At 64.2% G+C, this 19372-nt stretch carries 21 protein-coding genes and 1 tRNA gene; 12 read left to right on the forward strand and 10 right to left on the reverse strand.

Going from position 1 to position 19372, the window contains the following annotated elements; all coding sequences use genetic code 11:
* The first annotated feature begins 18 nt into the window (after positions 1 to 18).
* Both E8Q40_RS10030 and E8Q40_RS10035 read left to right on the forward strand, forming a co-directional pair.
* Positions 19 to 480, forward strand: a complete 462-nt coding sequence (locus E8Q40_RS10030; protein ID WP_137044270.1) for a gamma-glutamylcyclotransferase family protein — start codon at positions 19 to 21, stop codon at positions 478 to 480.
* A 13-nt stretch (positions 481 to 493) separates the two neighbouring features.
* Positions 494 to 793: an acylphosphatase gene (locus E8Q40_RS10035; protein WP_137044272.1), complete on the forward strand. Its 300-nt coding sequence runs from the start codon at positions 494 to 496 to the stop codon at positions 791 to 793.
* On the opposite strand, the gene E8Q40_RS10040 is transcribed toward E8Q40_RS10035, so the two are convergent.
* Both E8Q40_RS10040 and E8Q40_RS10045 read right to left on the reverse strand, forming a co-directional pair.
* The gene (locus E8Q40_RS10040; protein ID WP_246663062.1) at positions 763 to 1692 is read right to left on the reverse strand and encodes a PepSY domain-containing protein; all 930 of its coding nucleotides are present in this window, start codon (positions 1690 to 1692) and stop codon (positions 763 to 765) included. The genes E8Q40_RS10035 and E8Q40_RS10040 overlap by 31 nt on opposite strands.
* Positions 1693 to 1829: 137 nt before the next feature.
* Positions 1830 to 2702, reverse strand: coding sequence for a LysR family transcriptional regulator (locus E8Q40_RS10045; RefSeq protein ID WP_137044276.1), 873 nt, complete (start codon positions 2700 to 2702; stop codon positions 1830 to 1832).
* 80 nt (positions 2703 to 2782) lie between these two features.
* Between E8Q40_RS10045 and E8Q40_RS10050 the strand changes: the two genes are divergently transcribed.
* Positions 2783 to 3208 carry a 4-oxalocrotonate tautomerase family protein gene (locus E8Q40_RS10050; RefSeq protein ID WP_137044278.1) on the forward strand — a complete coding sequence of 142 codons (426 nt, stop codon included), beginning with the start codon at positions 2783 to 2785 and terminating at the stop codon, positions 3206 to 3208.
* Here E8Q40_RS10050 and lipB read toward each other — a convergent pair.
* Positions 3175 to 3912 (reverse strand): lipoyl(octanoyl) transferase LipB, encoded by a 738-nt coding sequence (lipB, locus tag E8Q40_RS10055; RefSeq protein ID WP_246663063.1) that lies wholly within the window; start codon positions 3910 to 3912, stop codon positions 3175 to 3177. The two genes, E8Q40_RS10050 and lipB, sit on opposite strands and share 34 nt — an antisense overlap.
* A gap of 79 nt (positions 3913 to 3991) precedes the next feature.
* Here lipB and E8Q40_RS10060 point away from each other — a divergent pair, with 79 nt between their 5' ends.
* Positions 3992 to 4234, forward strand: coding sequence for a FliM/FliN family flagellar motor switch protein (locus E8Q40_RS10060; protein ID WP_137044279.1), 243 nt, complete (start codon positions 3992 to 3994; stop codon positions 4232 to 4234).
* A 78-nt stretch (positions 4235 to 4312) separates the two neighbouring features.
* On the opposite strand, the gene E8Q40_RS10065 is transcribed toward E8Q40_RS10060, so the two are convergent.
* From E8Q40_RS10065 to E8Q40_RS10080, 4 genes are all read right to left on the reverse strand, one after another.
* Positions 4313 to 4397 (reverse strand) — tRNA-Leu (locus tag E8Q40_RS10065).
* Positions 4398 to 4546: 149 nt separating this feature from the next.
* Complete coding sequence (locus E8Q40_RS10070) at positions 4547 to 4960, reverse strand: DUF3830 family protein (protein ID WP_137044281.1); 414 nt, start codon at positions 4958 to 4960, stop codon at positions 4547 to 4549.
* A gap of 92 nt (positions 4961 to 5052) precedes the next feature.
* The gene (locus tag E8Q40_RS10075; protein ID WP_137044283.1) at positions 5053 to 6036 is read right to left on the reverse strand and encodes a polysaccharide deacetylase family protein; all 984 of its coding nucleotides are present in this window, start codon (positions 6034 to 6036) and stop codon (positions 5053 to 5055) included.
* A gap of 200 nt (positions 6037 to 6236) precedes the next feature.
* Positions 6237 to 7016 (reverse strand): polysaccharide deacetylase family protein, encoded by a 780-nt coding sequence (locus tag E8Q40_RS10080; RefSeq protein WP_137044285.1) that lies wholly within the window; start codon positions 7014 to 7016, stop codon positions 6237 to 6239.
* A gap of 221 nt (positions 7017 to 7237) precedes the next feature.
* Between E8Q40_RS10080 and mgtE the strand changes: the two genes are divergently transcribed.
* The 3 genes from mgtE (at position 7238) to E8Q40_RS10095 (ending at position 12002) form a co-directional block, all read left to right on the forward strand.
* On the forward strand, positions 7238 to 8647 hold the full coding sequence (gene mgtE, locus E8Q40_RS10085; protein WP_137044287.1) for a magnesium transporter: 1410 nt from the start codon (positions 7238 to 7240) through the stop codon (positions 8645 to 8647).
* A 264-nt stretch (positions 8648 to 8911) separates the two neighbouring features.
* The gene (locus tag E8Q40_RS10090; RefSeq protein WP_205995759.1) at positions 8912 to 10681 is read left to right on the forward strand and encodes a bifunctional diguanylate cyclase/phosphodiesterase; all 1770 of its coding nucleotides are present in this window, start codon (positions 8912 to 8914) and stop codon (positions 10679 to 10681) included.
* Between the two features lie 148 nt (positions 10682 to 10829).
* Complete coding sequence (locus E8Q40_RS10095; protein WP_137044291.1) at positions 10830 to 12002, forward strand: isovaleryl-CoA dehydrogenase; 1173 nt, start codon at positions 10830 to 10832, stop codon at positions 12000 to 12002.
* Between the two features lie 9 nt (positions 12003 to 12011).
* On the opposite strand, the gene E8Q40_RS10100 is transcribed toward E8Q40_RS10095, so the two are convergent.
* Positions 12012 to 13130 (reverse strand): alpha/beta hydrolase, encoded by a 1119-nt coding sequence (locus tag E8Q40_RS10100; RefSeq protein ID WP_137044292.1) that lies wholly within the window; start codon positions 13128 to 13130, stop codon positions 12012 to 12014.
* Positions 13131 to 13384: 254 nt separating this feature from the next.
* Here E8Q40_RS10100 and E8Q40_RS10105 point away from each other — a divergent pair, with 254 nt between their 5' ends.
* The 3 genes from E8Q40_RS10105 to E8Q40_RS10115 all read left to right on the forward strand — a co-directional run bounded on the left by E8Q40_RS10105 (position 13385) and on the right by E8Q40_RS10115 (position 16220).
* Positions 13385 to 14689 (forward strand): APC family permease, encoded by a 1305-nt coding sequence (locus E8Q40_RS10105; RefSeq protein ID WP_246663064.1) that lies wholly within the window; start codon positions 13385 to 13387, stop codon positions 14687 to 14689.
* Positions 14686 to 15774, forward strand: coding sequence for a hypothetical protein (locus E8Q40_RS10110; protein WP_137044296.1), 1089 nt, complete (start codon positions 14686 to 14688; stop codon positions 15772 to 15774). The genes E8Q40_RS10105 and E8Q40_RS10110 overlap by 4 nt, the downstream gene beginning before the upstream one ends.
* Before the next feature lie 161 nt (positions 15775 to 15935).
* The gene (locus E8Q40_RS10115) at positions 15936 to 16220 is read left to right on the forward strand and encodes a DNA-binding transcriptional regulator (RefSeq protein ID WP_137044297.1); all 285 of its coding nucleotides are present in this window, start codon (positions 15936 to 15938) and stop codon (positions 16218 to 16220) included.
* On the opposite strand, the gene E8Q40_RS10120 is transcribed toward E8Q40_RS10115, so the two are convergent.
* Positions 16217 to 17041: an FTR1 family protein gene (locus E8Q40_RS10120; RefSeq protein ID WP_137044299.1), complete on the reverse strand. Its 825-nt coding sequence runs from the start codon at positions 17039 to 17041 to the stop codon at positions 16217 to 16219. The two genes, E8Q40_RS10115 and E8Q40_RS10120, sit on opposite strands and share 4 nt — an antisense overlap.
* A 23-nt stretch (positions 17042 to 17064) precedes the next feature.
* Positions 17065 to 17397, reverse strand: a complete 333-nt coding sequence (locus tag E8Q40_RS10125) for a cupredoxin domain-containing protein (RefSeq protein ID WP_137044301.1) — start codon at positions 17395 to 17397, stop codon at positions 17065 to 17067.
* Between the two features lie 295 nt (positions 17398 to 17692).
* Here E8Q40_RS10125 and E8Q40_RS10130 point away from each other — a divergent pair, with 295 nt between their 5' ends.
* Both E8Q40_RS10130 and queC read left to right on the forward strand, forming a co-directional pair.
* A complete protein-coding gene (locus tag E8Q40_RS10130) occupies positions 17693 to 18508 on the forward strand; it encodes an aldo/keto reductase (protein ID WP_137044303.1) in 816 nt (271 codons plus the stop codon).
* 136 nt (positions 18509 to 18644) lie between these two features.
* Complete coding sequence (gene queC / locus E8Q40_RS10135; RefSeq protein ID WP_137044304.1) at positions 18645 to 19370, forward strand: 7-cyano-7-deazaguanine synthase QueC; 726 nt, start codon at positions 18645 to 18647, stop codon at positions 19368 to 19370.
* The last annotated feature ends 2 nt before the right edge of the window (positions 19371 to 19372 follow it).

A 19372-nucleotide genomic window follows, 5' to 3' on the forward strand; every position in this document is an offset into this window, starting at 1 on the left:
GTCTGCTATCCTTGCCGGGTGACTCTCTACTTTGCCTACGGCTCCAACATGCACCGCGCCGCCATGACGGCGCGCTGCCCCGGCGCGCGGGCCATCGGCCCGGCGCGGCTTGAGGGCCATGAGTTTTTCATCGGCGTTGACGGCTGGGGCTCGGTGCGCCGGGTGCCGGGAAAAACCGTGCATGGCGTGCTGTGGCGGCTGACGCCGCGCGACATGGCGGCGCTGCATGCCTATGAACTGCTGCACAAGGAAATCTACCTCGTGCGCTATTTGCCGGTCCGGGTCGGTTCGCGCACAGCGCTGGCGATGGTCTATCTGCTGCGCCGCGCCGTCGCCGGCCGGCCCAAGCCCGGCTATGCCGAGATGTGCGCCGCCGCCGCGCGTACATGGGATTTGCCGGACCGTCATGTGCGCGTCATCGCGCGCTGGTCGATATCGCGCTGGACCGGCAGCCGCGTGATTGCGCAGGGCGAGGCCTGAGGGAGGCGTGGCGATGGCGGAGGTGATCGTCCATCTCGTTGTGCATGGCCGCGTGCAGGGCGTCGGCTATCGCGCCTTTGTCGAGCGCGAGGCGCGCTCGCGCGATCTCACAGGCTGGGTGCGCAATTGCCGTGACGGTACCGTCGAAGCTTTGCTCGCCGGTGATGCGTCGGTGGTCGATGACATGATCGAGGCCTGCCGGCGCGGCCCGATCAGTGCGCGTGTCGATGCCATCCATCGTGCCGCGGGCAGCGCCTCATCATTGAAGGAGCGTGTGCCGGGTCAGGCGTTCTCGGTGCTGCCGACGATCTGACCGCGGGCAGGGCGCGCCGGCCGTGGCTGACGCTTGCGCAATTTTCGGCGTCCCCAGATCCACAGTCCGGTCACCACCAGGATCATCAGCGCGATTGAAGTGATGACGTTCAGCATCGGCGCGACGATGCCGCTCCAATTGCCTTCGTGGACGAGCCGCGGCCAGTTGCGCGCGAAGGGCTTAAGGCCGTCGCGTGTCACCGCAAACACGCGCATCTCGCCATTGTCGTTGACGCGTGCCGCCAGTGTCGGCCCGAGCGGACGAACCCAGGTGATGCGCGACAGGTCATACTGCGCGCCGACGATCTTCAATGCCTCACTCAAGGACACTGGTGCGCCCGCCGGCCGTGCGACCGGGGACGCAAAGGTGATGCCAAAGGCGAGCGCCAGCCCGGTCAGCGGGCTGAGGATCACCAGCGGCAGCACGAACCATGCGGCGCCCTGGTGCCAGCCCGACACCGAATTGCGGATGCGCGGCCAGCCCATGGCGATTCCGAGCAAGATCATCGCGAGCATGCCGATGGTCGAGGCGGTCACGACCCAGCGCAGATCGTAGATGAAGTTCTCGTGCAGCCGGCGCGATGTGCCGAACACGGTCGCAAGCGTGCCCGGCGCGGCGGCTCGCTCGTTGGTCGCAAGGTCGACAATGGTGGCCTGATTGCGGTTGCCAATCGACAAGGTGCCGTCATAGCCACGGACGGAAATGGAACGTGCCTTGCCTTCGGGATCGTATTTGACGAGCGCGGCGCTGATCGAAGCAGGCGTAACCGTGGGATTGCCCGCGCCCACGACCATCGGCTCGAAGGACAGGATCAATCCGGTGACGATGACGACGGCGAGTGGAATGGAGAGCGTGAGCGCGATCCAGCGATGAAAGCGCAGCAGCCAGAACCTGAGCATGGGGAGCCTCGAGGAGGGGTGGTCTCGATAGAATAACGTTACGCATGGCTCTTTCCTGCGGCTTGATATGCCGCAAGACATGACAGTTATGTCATGAAGTCCTTATCGGAGTACTGTGGGCCATGACGTCCGCTTCGTCACGCGGCGGTCATGCCGCGAAATGCCGCTGCCAGAACACGCAGTGACGCACCGGTCCGCGCATCGGCGGCGCGGGCGTAGAGCACGACGCTCGATTTGCCGAGTGATGGCAACTTCAAGTGCGGGCCAATGTCCATCAGGCCCGGCGGCGCGATGCGACGCGCCAGCGGCGCGATGGCGAGACCGCCTTGGACCGCGGCGGCAATGGCGGTCACTCCACCGCCGGTAAAGGCTTCGACCCAATCGACCTTCGCCTTGTCGAGGGTGCGGATCGCGTGATTGCGCACGCCGCACGGCGCGGCCAGCATGGCGAGCCTGAGCGGTTCGCCGGAAGGCTGGCGGTAGCCCGGCGCGGCGAACCAGCCGAAGGCATCTTCGGCTAGCGTCTCGCCGCCGCGGCGATGGCGTTCGCGCCGCACGACGACGGCATCGAGCTCGCCGGCTTCGAACGCATCGACCAGATCGCCGGACAGACCAATCCGCACGTCAAGCCGCAAGGTGGCATCGAAAGCGGAGATACGCGCCAGAAGCGATGTCAGGTCGGGGCCGAGGACGTGGTCGCTGAAACCAATGGTCAGCCGCCGCGCCGGCGCATCCTGAAGGTTCAAAGCGCGGTCATGGGCCGCAAGCAGGTCGCGGGCCCGCGTCAGAAACGAGGCGCCGTCGCCGGTCAGCCGTACCGAGCGCGGCGTGCGCTCGACCAGCCGGTGACCGAGCCGTTCTTCCAGCCGCTTCAGCTTCAGGCTGATGGCCGATTGCGTCATGCCGACGGTCTGCGCGGCGCGGGTAAAGCTTGCCAACTCCGCGACCAGGGCGAAGGCGCGAACGGCGTCGATGTCGAGGGCCGGCGAATGATTTTGATCGGTTATCATTGTTATAGTCTGCCATGATGTTTCAAAATCATAGCGTCGGCGCTAGATCTCCGTCCATCCCCTTCGATGGAGAAACGCTAATGCCCCTGATCACCGTCACAATGTCCAGCCCGCATCAGACCGTGCCGGCCAAAGCGGCGGTCGCCGCCGAGGTCATCCGTCTTTCGACGTCCATCCTCGGCAAGGATCCCAAGGTGACCGCCATCATCGTCACCACGGTGCCGCCTGAGGACTGGTTCTGTGGCGGTCGCTCGCTCGCCGAGCAGAAGCTCGCGAGCGTCTGGCTCGACATCCACATCACCGACGGTACCAACACCAAGGACGAGAAGGCAGCCTTCATCGCCGAGACCTATGCCGCATTCGGCCGGCTGCTCGGGCCGCTGCATGAAGAGAGTTATGTGCACGTCCACGACGTCCGCGACGACGCCTACGGCTTCGGCGGCTTGACGCAAGGGCGGCGCTATATTGCGCGTCAGCTCGTAGCGCCGGCGGCGGACGCGGCCTGAGCGTCGGCGGTCGCCCCGAACAGCTCCTCGAACGCTTTCCGTAACGCGATGTCGAATTCCGGCATCGTCGTCGTATGGCCGAGATCGGCGAGGCTGGTGACGCCGTAGCGCTGCGCCGACACGCCACAGGGCACGATGCCGCCGAAGTGGGAGAGGTCGGGATCGATATTGATGGCGACGCCGTGCAGCGTCACCCATTTGCGCACGCGGATGCCGAGGGCGGCGATCTTGTCCTCGAAGCCATCACCCTTATCGGGCCGCTTCACCCAGACGCCGATGCGGTCCTCGCGGCGCTCGCCACGCACGTTGAAGGCCCCGAGGCTGCGGATGATCCATTCCTCGAGCGTGGCGACAAAGCGGCGCACGTCCGGTCCGCGCCGCTTGAGGTCGATCATGACATAGCCGACCCGCTGGCCGGGGCCGTGATAGGTCATCTGGCCGCCGCGGCCCGAATCGAACACCGGGAATCGGGCGTCCAGGACGTCGGCGCGGTTGGCCGAGGTGCCCGCCGTGTAGAGCGGGGGATGCTCGACGAGCCAGACGAGTTCCGGGGCCTCGCCTCGGCTGATCGCCTCGGCACGGGCCTCCATGAAGGCCACAGCCTCCGGATAGGGAGTCAAACCCTCGGAAATCCGCCATTCGACCGGCGGCGCGCCTTTGGCCGCCGGCATGCCGACTTCGAGGAGATCGCGGGCGTTAATCACCGGTTAACCATAGTGGGGCGACCTTGGCGAAGCTCGGTCACAGGAACGGGCATAAAACGACATACAGGAATTTGGGAACTTGGCCACTTTCGACAAGGTTTCGGTCGACATAACGGTCGTGCTGGGCACGACGACCATGCCGATCCATCAGGTGCTTCGGCTCGGCCGCGGCGCCATCATCGAGCTCGACGCCACCGAAGACGACGCCGTGAAGGTGCTCGCCAACAACCTGCCGGTGGCGCAGGGCACCGTCGTGGTCAACGGCAACCGCATCGCGGTCGAAGTCGGTGAACTTCTGCCGCGCTCGCCGGACATGCGGTAACGCATCTCCAGACGCATTCAGCGACGAAAAAAGCCCCGCGAGCGGGGCTTTTCTTTTGCAAAACCGGTTTTTCGATTTTGGTGCGGCCGAGAAGACTCGAACTTCCACGGTTTTACCCGCTGCCACCTCAAGGCAGTGCGTCTACCAATTCCGCCACGGCCGCATCTCAAAGGGGACCGAAATCACCCTCAGCGGCGGTCCCTGTATCAAATAGGGTCCCGCCACACAAGGGCCGAGGGGGCTTTCCCAAGCCTTCGTCGCCGGATTTTTCGTCGTCCCGTCAAACCGTTAGCCGGGCTGTCGATTTGTGCCTCACACCGCCTCGATGCGGATCGGCTTGGCGCCTTCGTAGAGCACGGCGCGGCCGAATTCGTACAGCCGGTCGAGGCCCGAGGTCAGGGTGATGAAGTGGTTGCCGGCGAGCTGGCCGAGCTTCGAGGCGAAATGCACGGCGCCGTAGGACAGCAGGATCTCCGTCTCGCTGATGCCGCCGGGATAGACGATCATCTGGCCGGGATGCGGATAGCTGGTGTGGTTCTCGTAAGTGAGGCCTAGATCCAGATCGCCCAGCGGGACCCAGACACCTTCGCCGCTCCAGCGCACGTGGATGACTTTCTCCTCGTAGGGCAGCAGCTTCTTGAACACCGCGACGGTCTTGGGGGCTAGTTCGGTCTCGAACTTGGCGTCGAAGACGAATGAGCCGGCGGTGATACGAAGCTTGTCCATGAATTGCTCCTGATAGGTCGAAGGGCCGCGAGCCCCGTTTTCACGGGCGATGCTGCACCGGCGGGCGCCGCGTGACAATCCGTCTGGCGGCGTTAGCGATTGAAGAACGCGCCAAAGCCCGAGGTCGCGACGACCGTCGGGGACTTGCGGCTGGCGAGTTTGGCGCGCAGCGCGGCATCCTTCTTCGCAGCCATCTTGACCTTGCTGCCAGGCTGCTTGGGCGGTTGAACGATGCGCGGCCAGCCCGGCTTCTCCGCCGCGGCAACCAGCACCGGACTGCGCTCGGGCACCGAAGCCGGCCGATCGCCTGTCGGCACCGCTTGCACGATCCGGTAACCGCCGGCCTTGAGACGCTTGAGCAGCATTGGCACGGCGCGCGCCGTGGCGGGGTGTATATCATGCAGCAACAACACACCCCGGTGGCCTCTGGCCTCGATGCGGGCCATCGCGCGCTGCACGATCTGTTCCGACGTGATGCCGCGATGCCAGTCGTCGGCGACTTCGTCGGCGCTCCACACCGACAGCGCCTGCGCGGCAGCATAGGTCTCGATCTGCCGCGATCGGGCGAGCCCCGGCACGCGGAAGAACGGCGCCAGCGCGCGTTCGTCGCCGAGCGCGGCCGTGACCGCGGCGATGCCGCCGTCGATTTCGCTGACGACGCGCGACCGCTCCATCTGGTCCATGTTGAATGGATGACGATGGCTGTGCGTGCCGACGATGTGCCCCGCATTGTAGATGCGGCGCACGAGGTCGGGATTGGCGCGCGCCATGGTGCCAATCAGGAAGTAGGTGACCTTGACGCATTCGGCGGCGAGCGCGTCGAGCACACGGTTGGTGTAAGGCGGAAGCGGGCCGTCGTCGAAGGTGATGACCACTTCATGATCGTCGAGCGGCAACGTGCGGCGATACTGCATCGTGCCGATGCGCGGCAGGTCACTGCTATCGACGGTTACCGTACGGCTGGTGCCGAGCGCGTCCGGATTGCTGCAGGTCTCGGCCTTTGTGGCCGTTGCCAAGCCGGAAAGGCCGATGATTGCGACGCAAACCGGCCGCAACGCCATACGCAAACGAAACATGGAACGAACGCCCCCAAGACCCCTGTGCGCCGCGTGCGCGCTTTCTTCGAAGCGCGTTGGATGCGGGCGGGCAGGACCTTAACGTTACCGGGCTGGCGCATTAAGGGAAAATCAACCATGGCCGCCAGGTGAGACCTTGTTTTCAAACGTATTTTCGGAGGGTGCGGCAAAAAGGGAACAGTTCGGGGGACGGTTTTGTCTCAGTTCGTAACAATGCCAACCGCCGGCACGACATGAACGATGCGATAGCCGCGGGTTCTCAGCTCGCGCAGCAGCCGGGGTAACATCGCGGCGGTCTGCGCCTTGGTGTCGTGCAGCAGCACGATGCCCCGGCGGACATGCTCGATCCGCCGCAGAAGCTTCTGCAACTGCACGTCGGGCGACATCGGCTCCCAGTCGCTGGCCCACACATCGGCACCGAACACGACGATGCCACGGTCCTGAAGCCGGTCGAGCAAAAGCTGGCTCGAGGCAAATCCCGGAAAGCGGAAGAACGGCGTTGACGGCGTACTGCGAGCAACGCCAGTCAATGCGAATTCATCGCGCGCGATGCCGCGGTTGATTTCGGCCTCGGCTTTGGCGAGCGGGAGGTTGCTAAGGAGCGGATGCGAATAGGTGTGATGCCCGATGCTGTGACCCTCCGCCAACGCGCGGCGGGCCAGCGCCGGATGGGCGTCGGTATTGCGCCCGAGCAGGAAGAACGTCGCGCGGACGCATTCGGCCTTGAGCGCGTCGAGTACCCGTGGCGTGGTCGTCGGCCAGGGGCCGTCGTCGAAGGTGAGCACCAGTTCCTTGTCGGCGAGGGGCAGCGTATCGGGGAAATGCTTGCGGCCGACGCGGGGCGTGGTGGCCGCGCTGACGGCGAGGGTCCGGGACGTGCCGAGCGCGTCCGGCCGGCCGGCGCAGCTACCGGCGACCCCGACGGAGGGCATGGCGACGATCGCCAGGAAGGATATCAGCGAAGCGACGAGGCGGTGCATCAGCGGCGATCCTGGGCGGCGATCTTACGGGTGGAGAATCGGCCAAACGAGGCGGCATCGACCGTGCTTTGCGATTGCGCGATCCCGCGGGTCAAGCGTACAAGCCCGCTTTGCGGTTGTCGCGTCGCTTTTGGGGGCGAAACGACATACGGCCTTCGCCAGAATGAACCACGGTGGCGGTCCCATCCCGGGTGGTCGGGAATGGGCGAGCGGGAGCAGCCATGACCTCGGCACCGACGCGTATCGACGAGCCGCAGCCCGAGGTCGCGCTGCGCGATGAGAGCGGCGCCCTGCGCTCCGACTTCGTCGCGAGCGTTACCAGGGCCGTCGAGACCGGCGACACCGACACGCTGCGCGACCTGGTCGCTGACATCCACGAATCCGACCTTGCCGCCGTGGTGGCCGCGCTGGAGCCGGACGATCGGCCGCGGCTGGTCGAACTTCTCGGCCTCGATTTCGACTTCACCGCGCTCACGGAACTCGACGCGACGGTGCGCGAGGAAATCCTCGAGGAACTCGATCCCGAAACCGTTGCCGAGGGTGTCAGAGACATCGACACCGACGACGCCGTTACCATTCTTGCTGATATTCCGAGCGACGAGCGCAACGAAATTCTCGGCCATGTGCCGCCGGACGAGCGCATCGCGCTGACCCGCAGCCTCGACTATCCCGAGTTCTCGGCTGGCCGGCGGATGCAGCCGGATTTCATCGCCGTGACGCCGGACTGGAATGTCGGCCGCATCATCGACCACTTGCGCGAGACCGAAGATCTGCCGGACCAATTCTACGAACTCTATGTCGTCGATGCGACCGGACGCTTTCTCGGCGCGGTGCCGCTGAACCGGCTGCTCCGGGCCAAGCGCCCGGTGCCGGTCTCCGAACTGATGGATGAAGAGCGCCGACGCGTGCTGCCGACCGAGACACAGGAGAACGTCGCGCATCTGTTCCAGCGCTACGACATGGTCTCGGTGCCGGTCGTGGATGAAGGCGACAAGCTGGTCGGCGTCGTCACCTTCGACGATGTCGCCGACGTCATCCAGGAGGAAGCCGACGAGGACATGAAGGCGCTCGGCGGCGTCAAGTCCGAGGAAGAACTTTCGGACACCGTCTGGACCATCGCGCGCTACCGCTTCAACTGGCTTCTGGTCAATCTCGCCACGGCTTTTCTGGCCTCGTCCGTGCTTGGCCTGTTCGAAGGTGAGCTTCAGAAAATGGTGGCGCTGGCGGTGTTGGCGCCGATCGTGGCGAGCCAGGGCGGCAATGCCACGACACAGACCATGACGGTCGCGGTGCGGGCGTTGGCGACCCAGCAACTGAACGGCGGCAATGCGCGCTGGGTGATCGCCCGCGAACTGATGGTCGGCCTGCTCAACGGAGTCGCGTTTGCCGTCATCACCGGCATCGCCGCCTATGTCTGGTTCGATGTGCCCGGGCTCGCCGTCGTCATCGGCCTTGCCATGATCTGCAACATGCTCGCGGCGGCGGCCGGCGGCATTCTCATTCCGCTGGGACTGCACCGCCTCAAAATCGATCCGGCGGTGGCATCGAGCCCTTTCGTTACCACCGTAACGGACGTGGTCGGCTTTTTCTCATTCCTTGCCATCGCGTCTCTGTGGTTCGGTCTGCGCTAATCTCTTAAATGCAGGAATTATCTGTATTTTTCGGCGCATGCATCGACATGGTTACTCTTCATTCACCTCGTTTGCTGACCCTGCATTAAGGCTGTCCGGGTAAAACCTTACTCAATGCCGCGGTGTTCGCGCGGGGGAGTATGTGTGTTGCGTAAGGGCGAGACAGACCTGCCGGGCTTAGGCGCGGACAGCGCCGATTTGCGTCCGGGCTCGGCCGGGACGAACGCGCTCGCATGGCGCGGCAAAGGTCCGTCCTCGCGTCGCATGATTGTGATACTGGCTCTCGTGGCCGTCATCGCCACCATGGTCAGCACCGGCGTCGGCTATCAGATTGCACGCAATCATGACGAGGCCCAACTCCAGGAGCAACGCGCCGCGCTCCGCAACGCTGTTGCCGAGTTCCGGGCCCTTTTCGAGCAAGCCGGCGAAATCGATCCGCGCTTCGTGCGAATGGTCGAGCAGAGTGCCCGCCTCAAAGATCTGAAGTTCGAAGTCGCGCCGATCGACGATGGCCGGGAAATCCAGCCGGTGGTCGATGCCGGCGGCCGCATCGCCGGGTTTTTCACCTGGCAAAGAAGTGTGCCAATGGCCGAGACAGCCAAGGCTATCATGCCTTTCGTCGCCGTCCTGGCGATGGCGCTTATCGGTTTCGCGGGCTTCTCGGTCTGGCATCTGCGGCGTGCGAGCCGGGATTTGATCGAAAGCGAAGCGCTGGCGCGCCGCGCCGCCGACATGGACAAGATCACTGGCCTGCCCAATCATGCCAAACTGCTCGAACTGCTCGACCTTGCTTTGGCTGAGCGGATGAATGACGAAACCACGGTCTTTGCCGTGTTCGAGATCGACGGCATGGCGGACGTCGCCGCGAATTTCGGTGTGCTTGGCAGCGACGAACTGATTATCGCATTGGCCGGCCGTATTCGCGAAGCGGCGCCCGAAGGGGCGGTGTGCGCGCGCATCGGCAGCGATGAATTCGCGATGTTGCTCACGACGCCGAACGATACAGACATCGGCAAGATCGTCGCAGCGGTAATCGAGAATATCGCGCGGCCCCACTGGTTCGACACCGTGGTGCGCGTCAGCGCTCACGCCGGCTTTGCGAAGGCGCCGCACCATGCTGCTACTCGCGGCGAACTGACCCGCCGCGCCGAACTTGCGCTGCGCGCTGCCGCGCAGAAAGGGCCGGGCGCCTGGGTCGCTTTCGAAGCGCCGCTCGATACCGTCTCGGCGGACCAGAAGTTTATCCAGCGCGAATTGCCGCGCGCCGTCAGTGCCCATGAACTCGAACTGCACTACCAGCCGATCATTGCCGCGCATGGCGGCCGCATCGTCGGCGTCGAGGCCTTGCTGCGCTGGACGCATCCGCAGCGTGGGGCGATCGGCCCGGCAGTGTTCATTCCGATCGCCGAGCAGATGGGTTTGATGGATGTCATCGGCGCTTTCGTGCTGCGCCGCGCCTTGCAGGAGGCCAAGCGCTGGCCGGACCTGTACGTCGCCGTCAATCTGTCACCGTTGCAAGTGCGGGACGGCTCGATCGTCGAAACCGTGCGTTCGGCATTGACCGAGAGCGGCGTGCCGCCGTCGCGGCTGATGCTGGAGATCACCGAAGGCGTTCTGATCGACAACCCGGAAGAGATGGTTCGCCGCATCGAGGATTTGCATGCGCTCGGCGTACGGGTGGCGCTCGACGATTTCGGCTCCGGCTATTCGAACCTGAGTTATCTGCAGCGCTTTCCGCTCGACAAGCTCAAGATCGACCGCAGCTTCGTCACCGCGCTGGGCTCGTCCGCCAATGGCGGCGTTATCATCCAGGCCATCGTCGCGCTCGGGCGGGCGCTTGGCCTGTCGATCCTGGTCGAGGGCGTTGAAACCGAGCAACAGCGGGTTCTGCTGCGGCTTGCCGGCTGCGACGAGATGCAGGGCTTCCTGTTTGCCAAGCCTGCGCCGGCGGTTGCGATCGACCGGCTGCTGAAGCAGCAGAAGCACAATGGTGGAAAAACGCTGCCGGACCCGGATCAGGCGCTGACGGCGTAACTTTCTTCCACTCGCACCTTCCCGGACGAAGCGGATACCGGTTTGCGGCCGGCACAAGCGACACGATAAACTTTCGGCGTATCGCCGTTTCGCGGACGCGGCGATTGCGGCTAGAGTTGCCGTTCCAACCTGTGCCGGAGACACTTCCATGATCCCCAATGCCTGGTCGGGCTTCGATTTCGGGCTCGGCGACGACGTCGACATGTTGCGCCAGTCGGTCGGCGATTTCGCCCGCGACCGCATCGCGCCCCGTGCCGACGAGATCGACCGCACCAATACCTTTCCGCGCGAGCTGTGGCCCGAGATGGGCGCGCTCGGTCTGCACGGCATAACCGTCAGCGAGGAATATGGCGGATCCAGCCTCGGTTATCTGGCGCATTGCGTGGCCATGGAGGAGGTGTCGCGGGCGTCCGCGGCGGTCGGTCTGTCCTACGGCGCGCATTCCAATCTCTGCGTCAACCAGATCAGCCGCAACGGCACCGACGCGCAGAAGAAGAAATATCTGCCCAAACTTGTATCCGGCGAACACGTCGGCGCGCTGGCGATGTCGGAACCGGGGGCGGGCTCCGACGTCGTGTCGATGAAAACGCGCGCTGACAAGGTCGGCGATCGCTACGTGCTCAACGGCTCGAAGATGTGGATCACCAATGGGCCGGTCGCTGACACTTTGGTGATCTATGCCAAGACCGATCGCACCGCCGGTTCGCGCGGCATCACCGCATTCATTGTCGAGAAGGGGTTCAAGGGTTTTGCGCCGGCGCAGAAACTCGACAAGCTCGGCATGCGCGGCTCCGACACCTCGGAGCTGGTGTTCACCGATTGCGAGGTGCCGGAAGAGAACGTGCTCGGCGTCGAGGGCAACGGCGTGAACGTGTTGATGTCAGGCCTCGACTATGAGCGCGTGGTGCTGGCTGCGGGACCGCTCGGCATCATGCAGGCCTGCATGGACGTGGTGATCCCATACGTCCACGACCGCCATCAGTTCGGCCAGGCCATCGGCCGCTTTCAGCTCATCCAGGCCAAGCTCGCCGACATGTATGTGACGATGAATTCCGCGAAGGCCTATGTCTACGCGGTGGCGAAAGCCTGCGACGACGGCCGCACCACGCGCGAAGACGCCGCTGGCGCGATCCTCTATGCGGCGGAGAAGGCGACCTGGATGGCGCTGGAGGCGATCCAGTGCCTCGGCGGCAATGGCTACATCAACGATTTCTCGACCGGACGCCTGCTGCGTGACGCCAAGCTCTACGAGATCGGGGCGGGGACGAGCGAAATCCGCCGCATGCTGATCGGGCGCGAGATTTTCGAGAAGACGCGGTAAAGCGCCCGCTCAATCCAGCTTGTCGAGGATGTCGGCGATCGGATTGCCGGTCCAGGCTTCGGTGACGAAGTCGCGGTGGCGCACGGTGTTTTCGGTTTCGATGAGCGCCACGCCGCCGCGCCGCCACAAATTCTTGCGGATCGAGGTGTCATAGGCGATGTGCTGCGCCTTAAGCCGCTCGGCTAGCGCCATGTTCTGCCGTCGCGTCGACGACGTGTAGGATGAAATGAAGAACGACGATTTCGAATTTCTGATGAAGTGGATGAAGTCGTCCATCTCGCCATAGAGGCCGTCCATCAGGACAAGGCCCTTGAGCTTCTTGCCGAGCCCGCCCTGGCGAATGGCGTAGGCGGCCGGCGAATAGCCGCCGCTATAGGCGACGATGATCACCGGCAGACTGCCGAAGCGCAGGGCTGCGGCCGGGTTGTTGTCGAGGGCGGCGAGCTTCTCGCCAGCTTCCTTGACGAACCGCTTGAAGCCCCCGGGCTCCCAGAAGCGGCCGGCGCTGGAGTCGGCGGCATCGACGGCGAATTGCGGCGCAACCAGCACGGCGTTCATGCCTGAGGCGGTGATCTGTTCCGGCACGTTCTGGCGGTTGAGCACGTCGCGCGTCAGCTCGGCGCCGTGGCCATGGAAGAACACCACCATGACGGCTGGACGCGTCACGTCGAAGCCGCGCGGAATGTGCAGCAGCACACGGTTGTCGCCGAAGGTGGTGTTTTCCCACAGCACGCCGCCGCGCCAGGTGCGGTGTCCCTTGCGGCCGTTCTCGGTGACGTTGAGGAACGGCTCACCGGTCGCCGGTACGGTGCCGTTATAGGGGAAGGGCGCGGAGGCGAATTTGACCAGCGCGGTGCGCGGCGCTGCCCGGGTCGGATTGTGCGCCGGCGGTGTGATCGCAGCTTGGCGTTCCATGCGGGGTTGCGGGCGCGGAGCGGGCAGCGGGACGGTTTTGACGCCAACAGTGCCCGTTACATCATTGGCCGGCCAGCGCGCCGCAAAAACATCGCTATTGGTCTGTGAATAGGCGGTGCCGCCCGCGAACAGGCCGGCCGTCAGCACCAGCAGCATCCAGCCGCGGCGGCGCCGTGTCGTTCGCGCGTCTGGGCCTGCGCGGTGGTCACGCAAGGTCGGATCGTCTCCGGTATCGCCTGCCGGTTGCTCCCGCGGCTGTGCCCATTCGGGACGGCAACGGCGCTGTATACGTAAAACGCCTTTGGGATGACATTGCGGCGGCATCCACTCCGGCAGCGTCCCATCTTGGGTGTTGCCGTCCGTGAGGTCATATCAATATGATCAATAAAGAATTAACGACTCGAGCGGCGCGGGGGCGTTTCGTGGCGGGAGCAAAGGGGGAGGCGGCCGGAGCATCGGGTATCACGATGTTCGCGGCGACGGCGCTGGTTATTGCCGACATGGTCGGCGTCGGCGTTTTTACGAGTCTTGGCTTCCAGGTCCAGACGCTCAGCTCCGGCTTCTCGCTGATCCTGCTCTGGGTGGTCGGCGGCATTGTCGCGCTGTGCGGCGCCGCCTGTTACGCCGAACTCTCCGGGATGTTTCCGCGCTCGAGCGGCGAATACAACTTCCTGCACCGGACCTATCACCCGGCGGTCGGATTCATGGCCGGCTGGCTGTCGGCGACGGTCGGCTTCGCCGCGCCGGTCGCGCTCGCGGCCATGGCCTTCGGCGAATATGCGCGACCTTTGCTGCCCGGCGTGTCGCCTTTGGTGCTCGGCCTCGGTGTCATCTGGATCGCGACGGCCTTTCATCTGACCGGTCTGCGCACCGGCGCCGCCTTCCATAATGTCTCGACGGTGATCAAGCTGTTGCTGATCGTCGCTTTCATCGTCGCCGGGCTTGCCTATAGCGAGCCGCAGCCGATCTCGTTCGCGCCGGCAGCCGGCGACCTCGGGCAGATATTCACCGCGGCTTTCGCCATCAATCTTGCTTTCGTGATGTATGCCTATTCGGGCTGGAATGCCTCGACCTACATCATCGGCGAAATCCGCGATCCGCACCGTACCTTGCCGTTCGCGTTGTTCGCCGGCGTCCTCGTCGTGCTGGTGCTCTATGTCGCGCTCAACGCGGTGTTTCTCTACACCACGCCGGTTGCGAAATTCGCCGGTCAGATACAGGTCGCGACCATTGTCGGCGAGCATGTCTTCGGCGCGTTCGGGGGCAATCTGGTTGGCGCGCTGATCTGCATCGGGCTCATTTCGTCGATCAGCGCGATGATGTGGATCGGGCCGCGCGTCACCATGGTCATGGGCGAGGATTTCCGGCTGCTGCGCCTTTTCGCCTGGCGTTCCCGCTTCGGCGTGCCGTCTTTCGCCATCGGCTTCCAACTCGTGGTGGCGAGCCTGCTGTTGCTGACGCAGAGCTTCGAGGCGGTGCTGGACTTTATCCAGTTCAGCCTGACCTTGTGCTCGTTCTGCGCCGTGCTCGGCGTGATGGTGCTGCGCTTCACAAAGCCCGACCATCCGCGGCCTTATCGGACCTGGGGTTATCCGGTGACGCCGCTGATCTTCCTCGCCGTCACTGGATTCATGCTCTACTACCTCATGGTCAGCCGTCCGGCCCAGGCTTTGGCCGGCGTCGCGTTGATGCTGGCGGGTCTCGTCATCTACTCCATCGCACAGAACCACGCGGCCGTGCCGGCCGCGGAGAAGGCCACGGTCATTAAATGAATCGCATCGCTCTTGTCGCCGCGCTCGCTTTGAGCTGGCTCGGTCTTGTCGTCACGCCTGCGCGCAGCCTCGAGGCCACGGCGGCCGACACCGCGCGCTTCCTCGCCGGCCTGCCGCCGTCGGTCGGCTCGCCGCTCGAAACGCTGACCAAGAGCGCGCATTGGCGCAGCCATGCCAAGACGATGGACGCGGCCTTCGCCAGCATCGAAAAGAGCACGCTGACGAAAGTGCGGGCGTGGTCGCGCGACAACGTCAAGTCGCCACAGTCGACGCTGCTCTATATGTTCGGCGGGCCGGACTTCCTGTTCGCCAATGCATTCTATCCCGACGCGTCGACTTATCTGCTGGTCGGCCTCGAACCGTCCGGCGATATTCCCGACCTCATGAAAATGCAGCGGCGCGGCGAGGTGCCAGGGCTCGGCAATCTGCAGAATGCGATGCGCACGCTGCTCGCGGTCAGCTTCTTCATCACCAAGGAGATGCAGGAGACCCTCGGCGGCTCGAACCTGCGCGGCACCATTCCGATCCTCTACGTCTTCCTGGCCCGCTCGGGCATGGACGTTCGTGATGCCAGCCTCGTGATGGTCGACGACGAGGGCGAGGTGAAGCCGGACGACAAGAAGGGCAAGACCTCGGCGCGCGGCGTGAAGATCACTTTCGCCGGTCTGGATGGCCGCGCGCGCACGCTCTATTACCTGACCACCGATCTTTCCAATGGCGGCGTCAAGCGCGGCGGCTTCCTCAAATTCGCCGGCAAGCTTGGGCCCGCCGATGCGTTCCACAAAAGCGCTTCGTATCTGATGCACACCGACAACTTCTCGCAGATCCGCTCTTTCGTGCTGGCGCAGACGAAAACCATCGTCCAGGACGATAGCGGCATTCCGCTGCGCTACTTCGACCGGAATGTCTGGGACCTCTATCCCTTCGGCAAGTATCACGAGCCGCTGGACCTCTTCCCGGAAGGCCGGCAGAGCAAGCTTGCCCGCGAGGTGTTCGGCAAGGCTGCCAAGATCGACTTCGGGCTCGGCTATCGCTGGCGCACCGGCGAATCCAACCTGCTGATGGCGGTCAAGAAGCCGCAGTAACGCGCGTGATCCCGAAAAAGCCTGCCCCCGACTTGATCGGGGGTGGAAACCGGTTTTCGGACAAGATCATGCGCAAAAGAAAAAGGGGCGCGTATCATTAACTTTTGCTTCGGCCGAATCGCCTAGCCCATTGGACGACCTAACCAATGGGAACCGAAGCCATGATGCGGGTACGCTTGAAGGCGGATGGGCGCATCGTCGAAATTGCCCCGGACGGCAGTGAAATCGCGGTCGAGCATCGCGATCCGGCGGCTTTCGTCCGCCAGGTGCGGGCGCGCTGCGGCCTGACCCAGGCAGCCTTCGCCGAGAAAATCGAAGTGCCGATCGAAACGGTGCGCAACTGGGAGCAGGGCAAGCGTAATCCGCGCGGTCCGGCTCGCGCGCTGCTCAAGGTGATCGACCGCTCGCCGGATGCCGCCTTCGCCGCGCTTGGCGGCCGGCGTTAGGCTTCGATCGGCCGCGCCGCCGGCCGGTAGCGCGCGATCCGCATCAGCAGGAACATCGCGAACAGCGCAGCGATATAAACGACGAGCTGCAGTTCGGTCGGCCGCGACACGTAGCCGACCAAAGTGTGCATGAGCTGGCCGAACAGGCTCTTTTCCGTGAGCAGCCACGACGTATCCCACATCGTCTCGCCGAGCCGGTTGATGATGCCGGCGGCGTAGAGGAACTGCGCCGACTGCGCTGCCATGCCGGCGGCAAGCAGGGCGATCAGCCAGCTCGTCACCGCGAAGATGTAGCGCTGCGGAATGGCAAGCAGCCCCGCATAAGTGAGTCCCGTGAACGCCGCGCCGGCGAGGATGCCGAGCGCACCGCCGGTGAGCAGCGACAGAGCCGACGTGCCCTGGGCGAAGATGCCATAGAGAAACAGCACCACTTCCGAGCCCTCGCGCAACACGGCAAGACCGACGACCACGGCGAGCGCGGCCAGCGATTTGGATCCTTCGCTCACAGCGCTACCGACCTGACGCATCTCCATCGCGATCTCGCGGCCGTGTCTCGCCATCCAGGCGTTGTGCCACATCAGCATGATCACGGCGGCGCCGAGCACCAGCGCGTTGAACAGCTCCTGACCGATACCTTCGAACGCGTCGGCGATGACACCGGCAAAGGCGGCAACGATGGCCGCGCCGAGAATGCCGGCAACGACGCCAATCGTGACCCATCGGCCGCGCCCAGTGACGCCACGCGTTGCCGCCATGACGATGCCGATGATGAGACCGGCTTCGAGAACTTCGCGAAAGACGATGACCAGGGCGCCAAGCATGGGGAAGCTTTCTTCAATCTCGATTATTCGGCGATCACGACGCCCTTGGCGGTGTCTTCGTGAAACTCGCCGAAGAAGCCGTAGCGGCCCGGCTTGAGCGGTCCGACGCGCACGATGGCTTTCGAATTCCCGGCTATGATCTTCTCGACCTTGAGCTCGTCGCTCTCGAATTCTTCAGGGGTGGGGTCGGCGTTGACGACTGTGATGGTGACGCGCTTGTTCGCCGGAACCTTGAGTTCGGCGGGCGAGAACTTGTGGTCCTTGATGGTCAGCGTGAAGTCGTCGACGGCCTTGGCGGTGAGCGGTGCAATTGCGAGGGCGGCGGCAATAGCGGCAGAGGCGAAGAGGCGGCGCATGAGGTCCCCGGCTGTACAGATTGTCGCACCACCAAATCACGATCACGATGCGGCGCAAGTCCTTAAATTTGTTTGGAAATGTTCTAATCAGGCCGTCCTGGAGCCAACTGACTGACAGGACGGGTGATGTTCGCCCGGAGGGCCAATATTAAATCTGAGCAACATCCGCGATGGTTTGTCCTGGCGCATGGGCGGTTGGCAGGTTCTTACCGGGGAGTCATTCTCGCGGCCCGATCCGGCGCCTCGAGAGGAAACCAAGGGCAGGCCTGTACGGGTCGCATGAGGGGAGGTCGCGATGCAAGCCGTTGAAGCCAAAGGCTTCAAGATCCCGATCATTGGACTGGGCACCTGGGAACTGCGCGGCCGCGAATGCGCGCGCCTCGTCGAGCAGGCGATCCACCTCGGCTATCGCCACATCGACACGGCGCAGATGTACGCCAACGAGGCCGAAGTTGGGGAGGGCGTGCGCAAATCGGGCAAGCGCTCAGAGGTGATGGTGACGACCAAGGTCGCGCATACCAGCATGGCGCCGCAGGATGTCGAGCGCTCGGTGAAGGAAAGCCTGCGCAAGCTGCATATCGACGAGATCGATCTTCTCATCATTCACTGGCCGAACGATCGCGTTCCGCTGGCCGAGACCCTCGGTGCGATGGCGAAGATGAAACAGGCGGGTTACGTGAAGCAACTCGGCGTATCCAACTTCACCGTGAAGCTGCTGGACGAAGCCGTGAAGGCGACCGACGAGCCGCTGGTGTGCAATCAGATCGAGTATCATCCCTTCCTCGACCAGACCAAGGTCGTGGCCGCCACCCGTTCGCACAGCATGGCGGTGGTCGCCTACAGCCCGATTGCGCGCGGCTCGGCGTCCGGCCATGCAGTGCTTGAGCGCGTCGGGCGCGCGCACGGCAAGTCGGCGGCGCAGGTGTCACTGCGCTGGTTGATCCAGCAGGGCATCGTCGTCATCCCGCGGACCAGCAAGCGCGAAAGGCTTGAAGAGAACTTCGCCATTTTCGACTTTGCGCTGTCGCCGGCCGAAATGGCCGAGATCGCGGCGCTGTCGGTGACGCAGAAGCGGATCGTCAACCTCGCCTGGTCGCCGGAGTGGGATTGAACCGGCTGTGCGAATGTGAGAAGGCGCAATTATGCGTATTGCTGTCATGGTCCGCGCACGCGGACCATCCAGCCCTTGGTTTTCAAGCGCTGGATCGCCCGCCTTCGCGGGCGATGACGTCTGAGGAATCTAGCTTATGACCATCGCCAATGATGCCGCGCTCGTCCTGTTCTCGGGCGGGCAGGATTCGACGACATGCCTCGGCTGGGCGCTCGATCGCTTCGCGCGGGTCGAGACTGTCGGCTTTCGTTACGGCCAGCGTCATGCCGTCGAACTGGAGGTGCGGCCGCGGCTGCGCGAACTGATCGCCGCGCTCAAGCCCGAATGGCAGCAGCGGCTGGGCGAGGACCATATGGTGACGCTCGACGCGCTGGCGGCGATCTCCGATACTGCGCTGACCCGCGAGACCGCCATCGCCTTTGCCGACAGCGGGCTGCCCAACACCTTCGTGCCAGCGCGCAATCTGATCTTCCTCACCTTCGCCGCTGCGCTTGCCTACCGGCGCGGCGCCCGTCACATCGTCGCCGGCATGTGCGAGACCGATTATTCGGGCTATCCCGATTGCCGGGATGACACGATCAAGGCCATGCAGGTCGCGCTCAGCCTCGGGCTCGACCGGAAAGTGACCATCCATACCCCGCTGATGTGGGTCGATAAGGCAGGAACTTTCGCCATGGCCCGCAATTTGGCCCGCGATATCGCGGGGCGGGCATTCCTCGACCTTATTGTCGAACATACCCACACCTGCTACTTGGGCGACCGCTCGCACCGCCACGCTTGGGGGTATGGCTGCGGCACGTGCCCGGCCTGCGACCTGCGCCGGCAGGGCTACGATAAATTCCTCGCCGATAATCCGAATTGAAA

Source organism: Pseudolabrys sp. FHR47 (genome assembly GCF_005153485.1).
Taxonomy (GTDB): Bacteria; Pseudomonadota; Alphaproteobacteria; order Rhizobiales; family Xanthobacteraceae; genus Pseudolabrys.

Excerpts from the sequence above, each read along its gene's own strand:
- E8Q40_RS10035 (WP_137044272.1), top strand. The coding sequence starts at position 494 with ATGGCGGAGGTGATCGTCCATCTCGTTGTGCATGGCCGCGTGCAGGGC.
- E8Q40_RS10040 (WP_246663062.1), bottom strand. The coding sequence starts at position 1,692 with ATGCTCAGGTTCTGGCTGCTGCGCTTTCATCGCTGGATCGCGCTCACG.
- E8Q40_RS10045 (WP_137044276.1), bottom strand. The coding sequence starts at position 2,702 with ATGATAACCGATCAAAATCATTCGCCGGCCCTCGACATCGACGCCGTT.
- E8Q40_RS10050 (WP_137044278.1), top strand. The coding sequence starts at position 2,783 with ATGCCCCTGATCACCGTCACAATGTCCAGCCCGCATCAGACCGTGCCG.
- E8Q40_RS10070 (WP_137044281.1), bottom strand. The coding sequence starts at position 4,960 with ATGGACAAGCTTCGTATCACCGCCGGCTCATTCGTCTTCGACGCCAAG.
- E8Q40_RS10075 (WP_137044283.1), bottom strand. The coding sequence starts at position 6,036 with ATGTTTCGTTTGCGTATGGCGTTGCGGCCGGTTTGCGTCGCAATCATC.
- E8Q40_RS10080 (WP_137044285.1), bottom strand. The coding sequence starts at position 7,016 with ATGCACCGCCTCGTCGCTTCGCTGATATCCTTCCTGGCGATCGTCGCC.
- mgtE (WP_137044287.1), top strand. The coding sequence starts at position 7,238 with ATGACCTCGGCACCGACGCGTATCGACGAGCCGCAGCCCGAGGTCGCG.
- E8Q40_RS10090 (WP_205995759.1), top strand. The coding sequence starts at position 8,912 with ATGATTGTGATACTGGCTCTCGTGGCCGTCATCGCCACCATGGTCAGC.
- E8Q40_RS10095 (WP_137044291.1), top strand. The coding sequence starts at position 10,830 with ATGATCCCCAATGCCTGGTCGGGCTTCGATTTCGGGCTCGGCGACGAC.
- E8Q40_RS10105 (WP_246663064.1), top strand. The coding sequence starts at position 13,385 with ATGTTCGCGGCGACGGCGCTGGTTATTGCCGACATGGTCGGCGTCGGC.
- E8Q40_RS10110 (WP_137044296.1), top strand. The coding sequence starts at position 14,686 with ATGAATCGCATCGCTCTTGTCGCCGCGCTCGCTTTGAGCTGGCTCGGT.
- E8Q40_RS10115 (WP_137044297.1), top strand. The coding sequence starts at position 15,936 with ATGATGCGGGTACGCTTGAAGGCGGATGGGCGCATCGTCGAAATTGCC.
- E8Q40_RS10120 (WP_137044299.1), bottom strand. The coding sequence starts at position 17,041 with ATGCTTGGCGCCCTGGTCATCGTCTTTCGCGAAGTTCTCGAAGCCGGT.
- E8Q40_RS10125 (WP_137044301.1), bottom strand. The coding sequence starts at position 17,397 with ATGCGCCGCCTCTTCGCCTCTGCCGCTATTGCCGCCGCCCTCGCAATT.
- E8Q40_RS10130 (WP_137044303.1), top strand. The coding sequence starts at position 17,693 with ATGCAAGCCGTTGAAGCCAAAGGCTTCAAGATCCCGATCATTGGACTG.
- queC (WP_137044304.1), top strand. The coding sequence starts at position 18,645 with ATGACCATCGCCAATGATGCCGCGCTCGTCCTGTTCTCGGGCGGGCAG.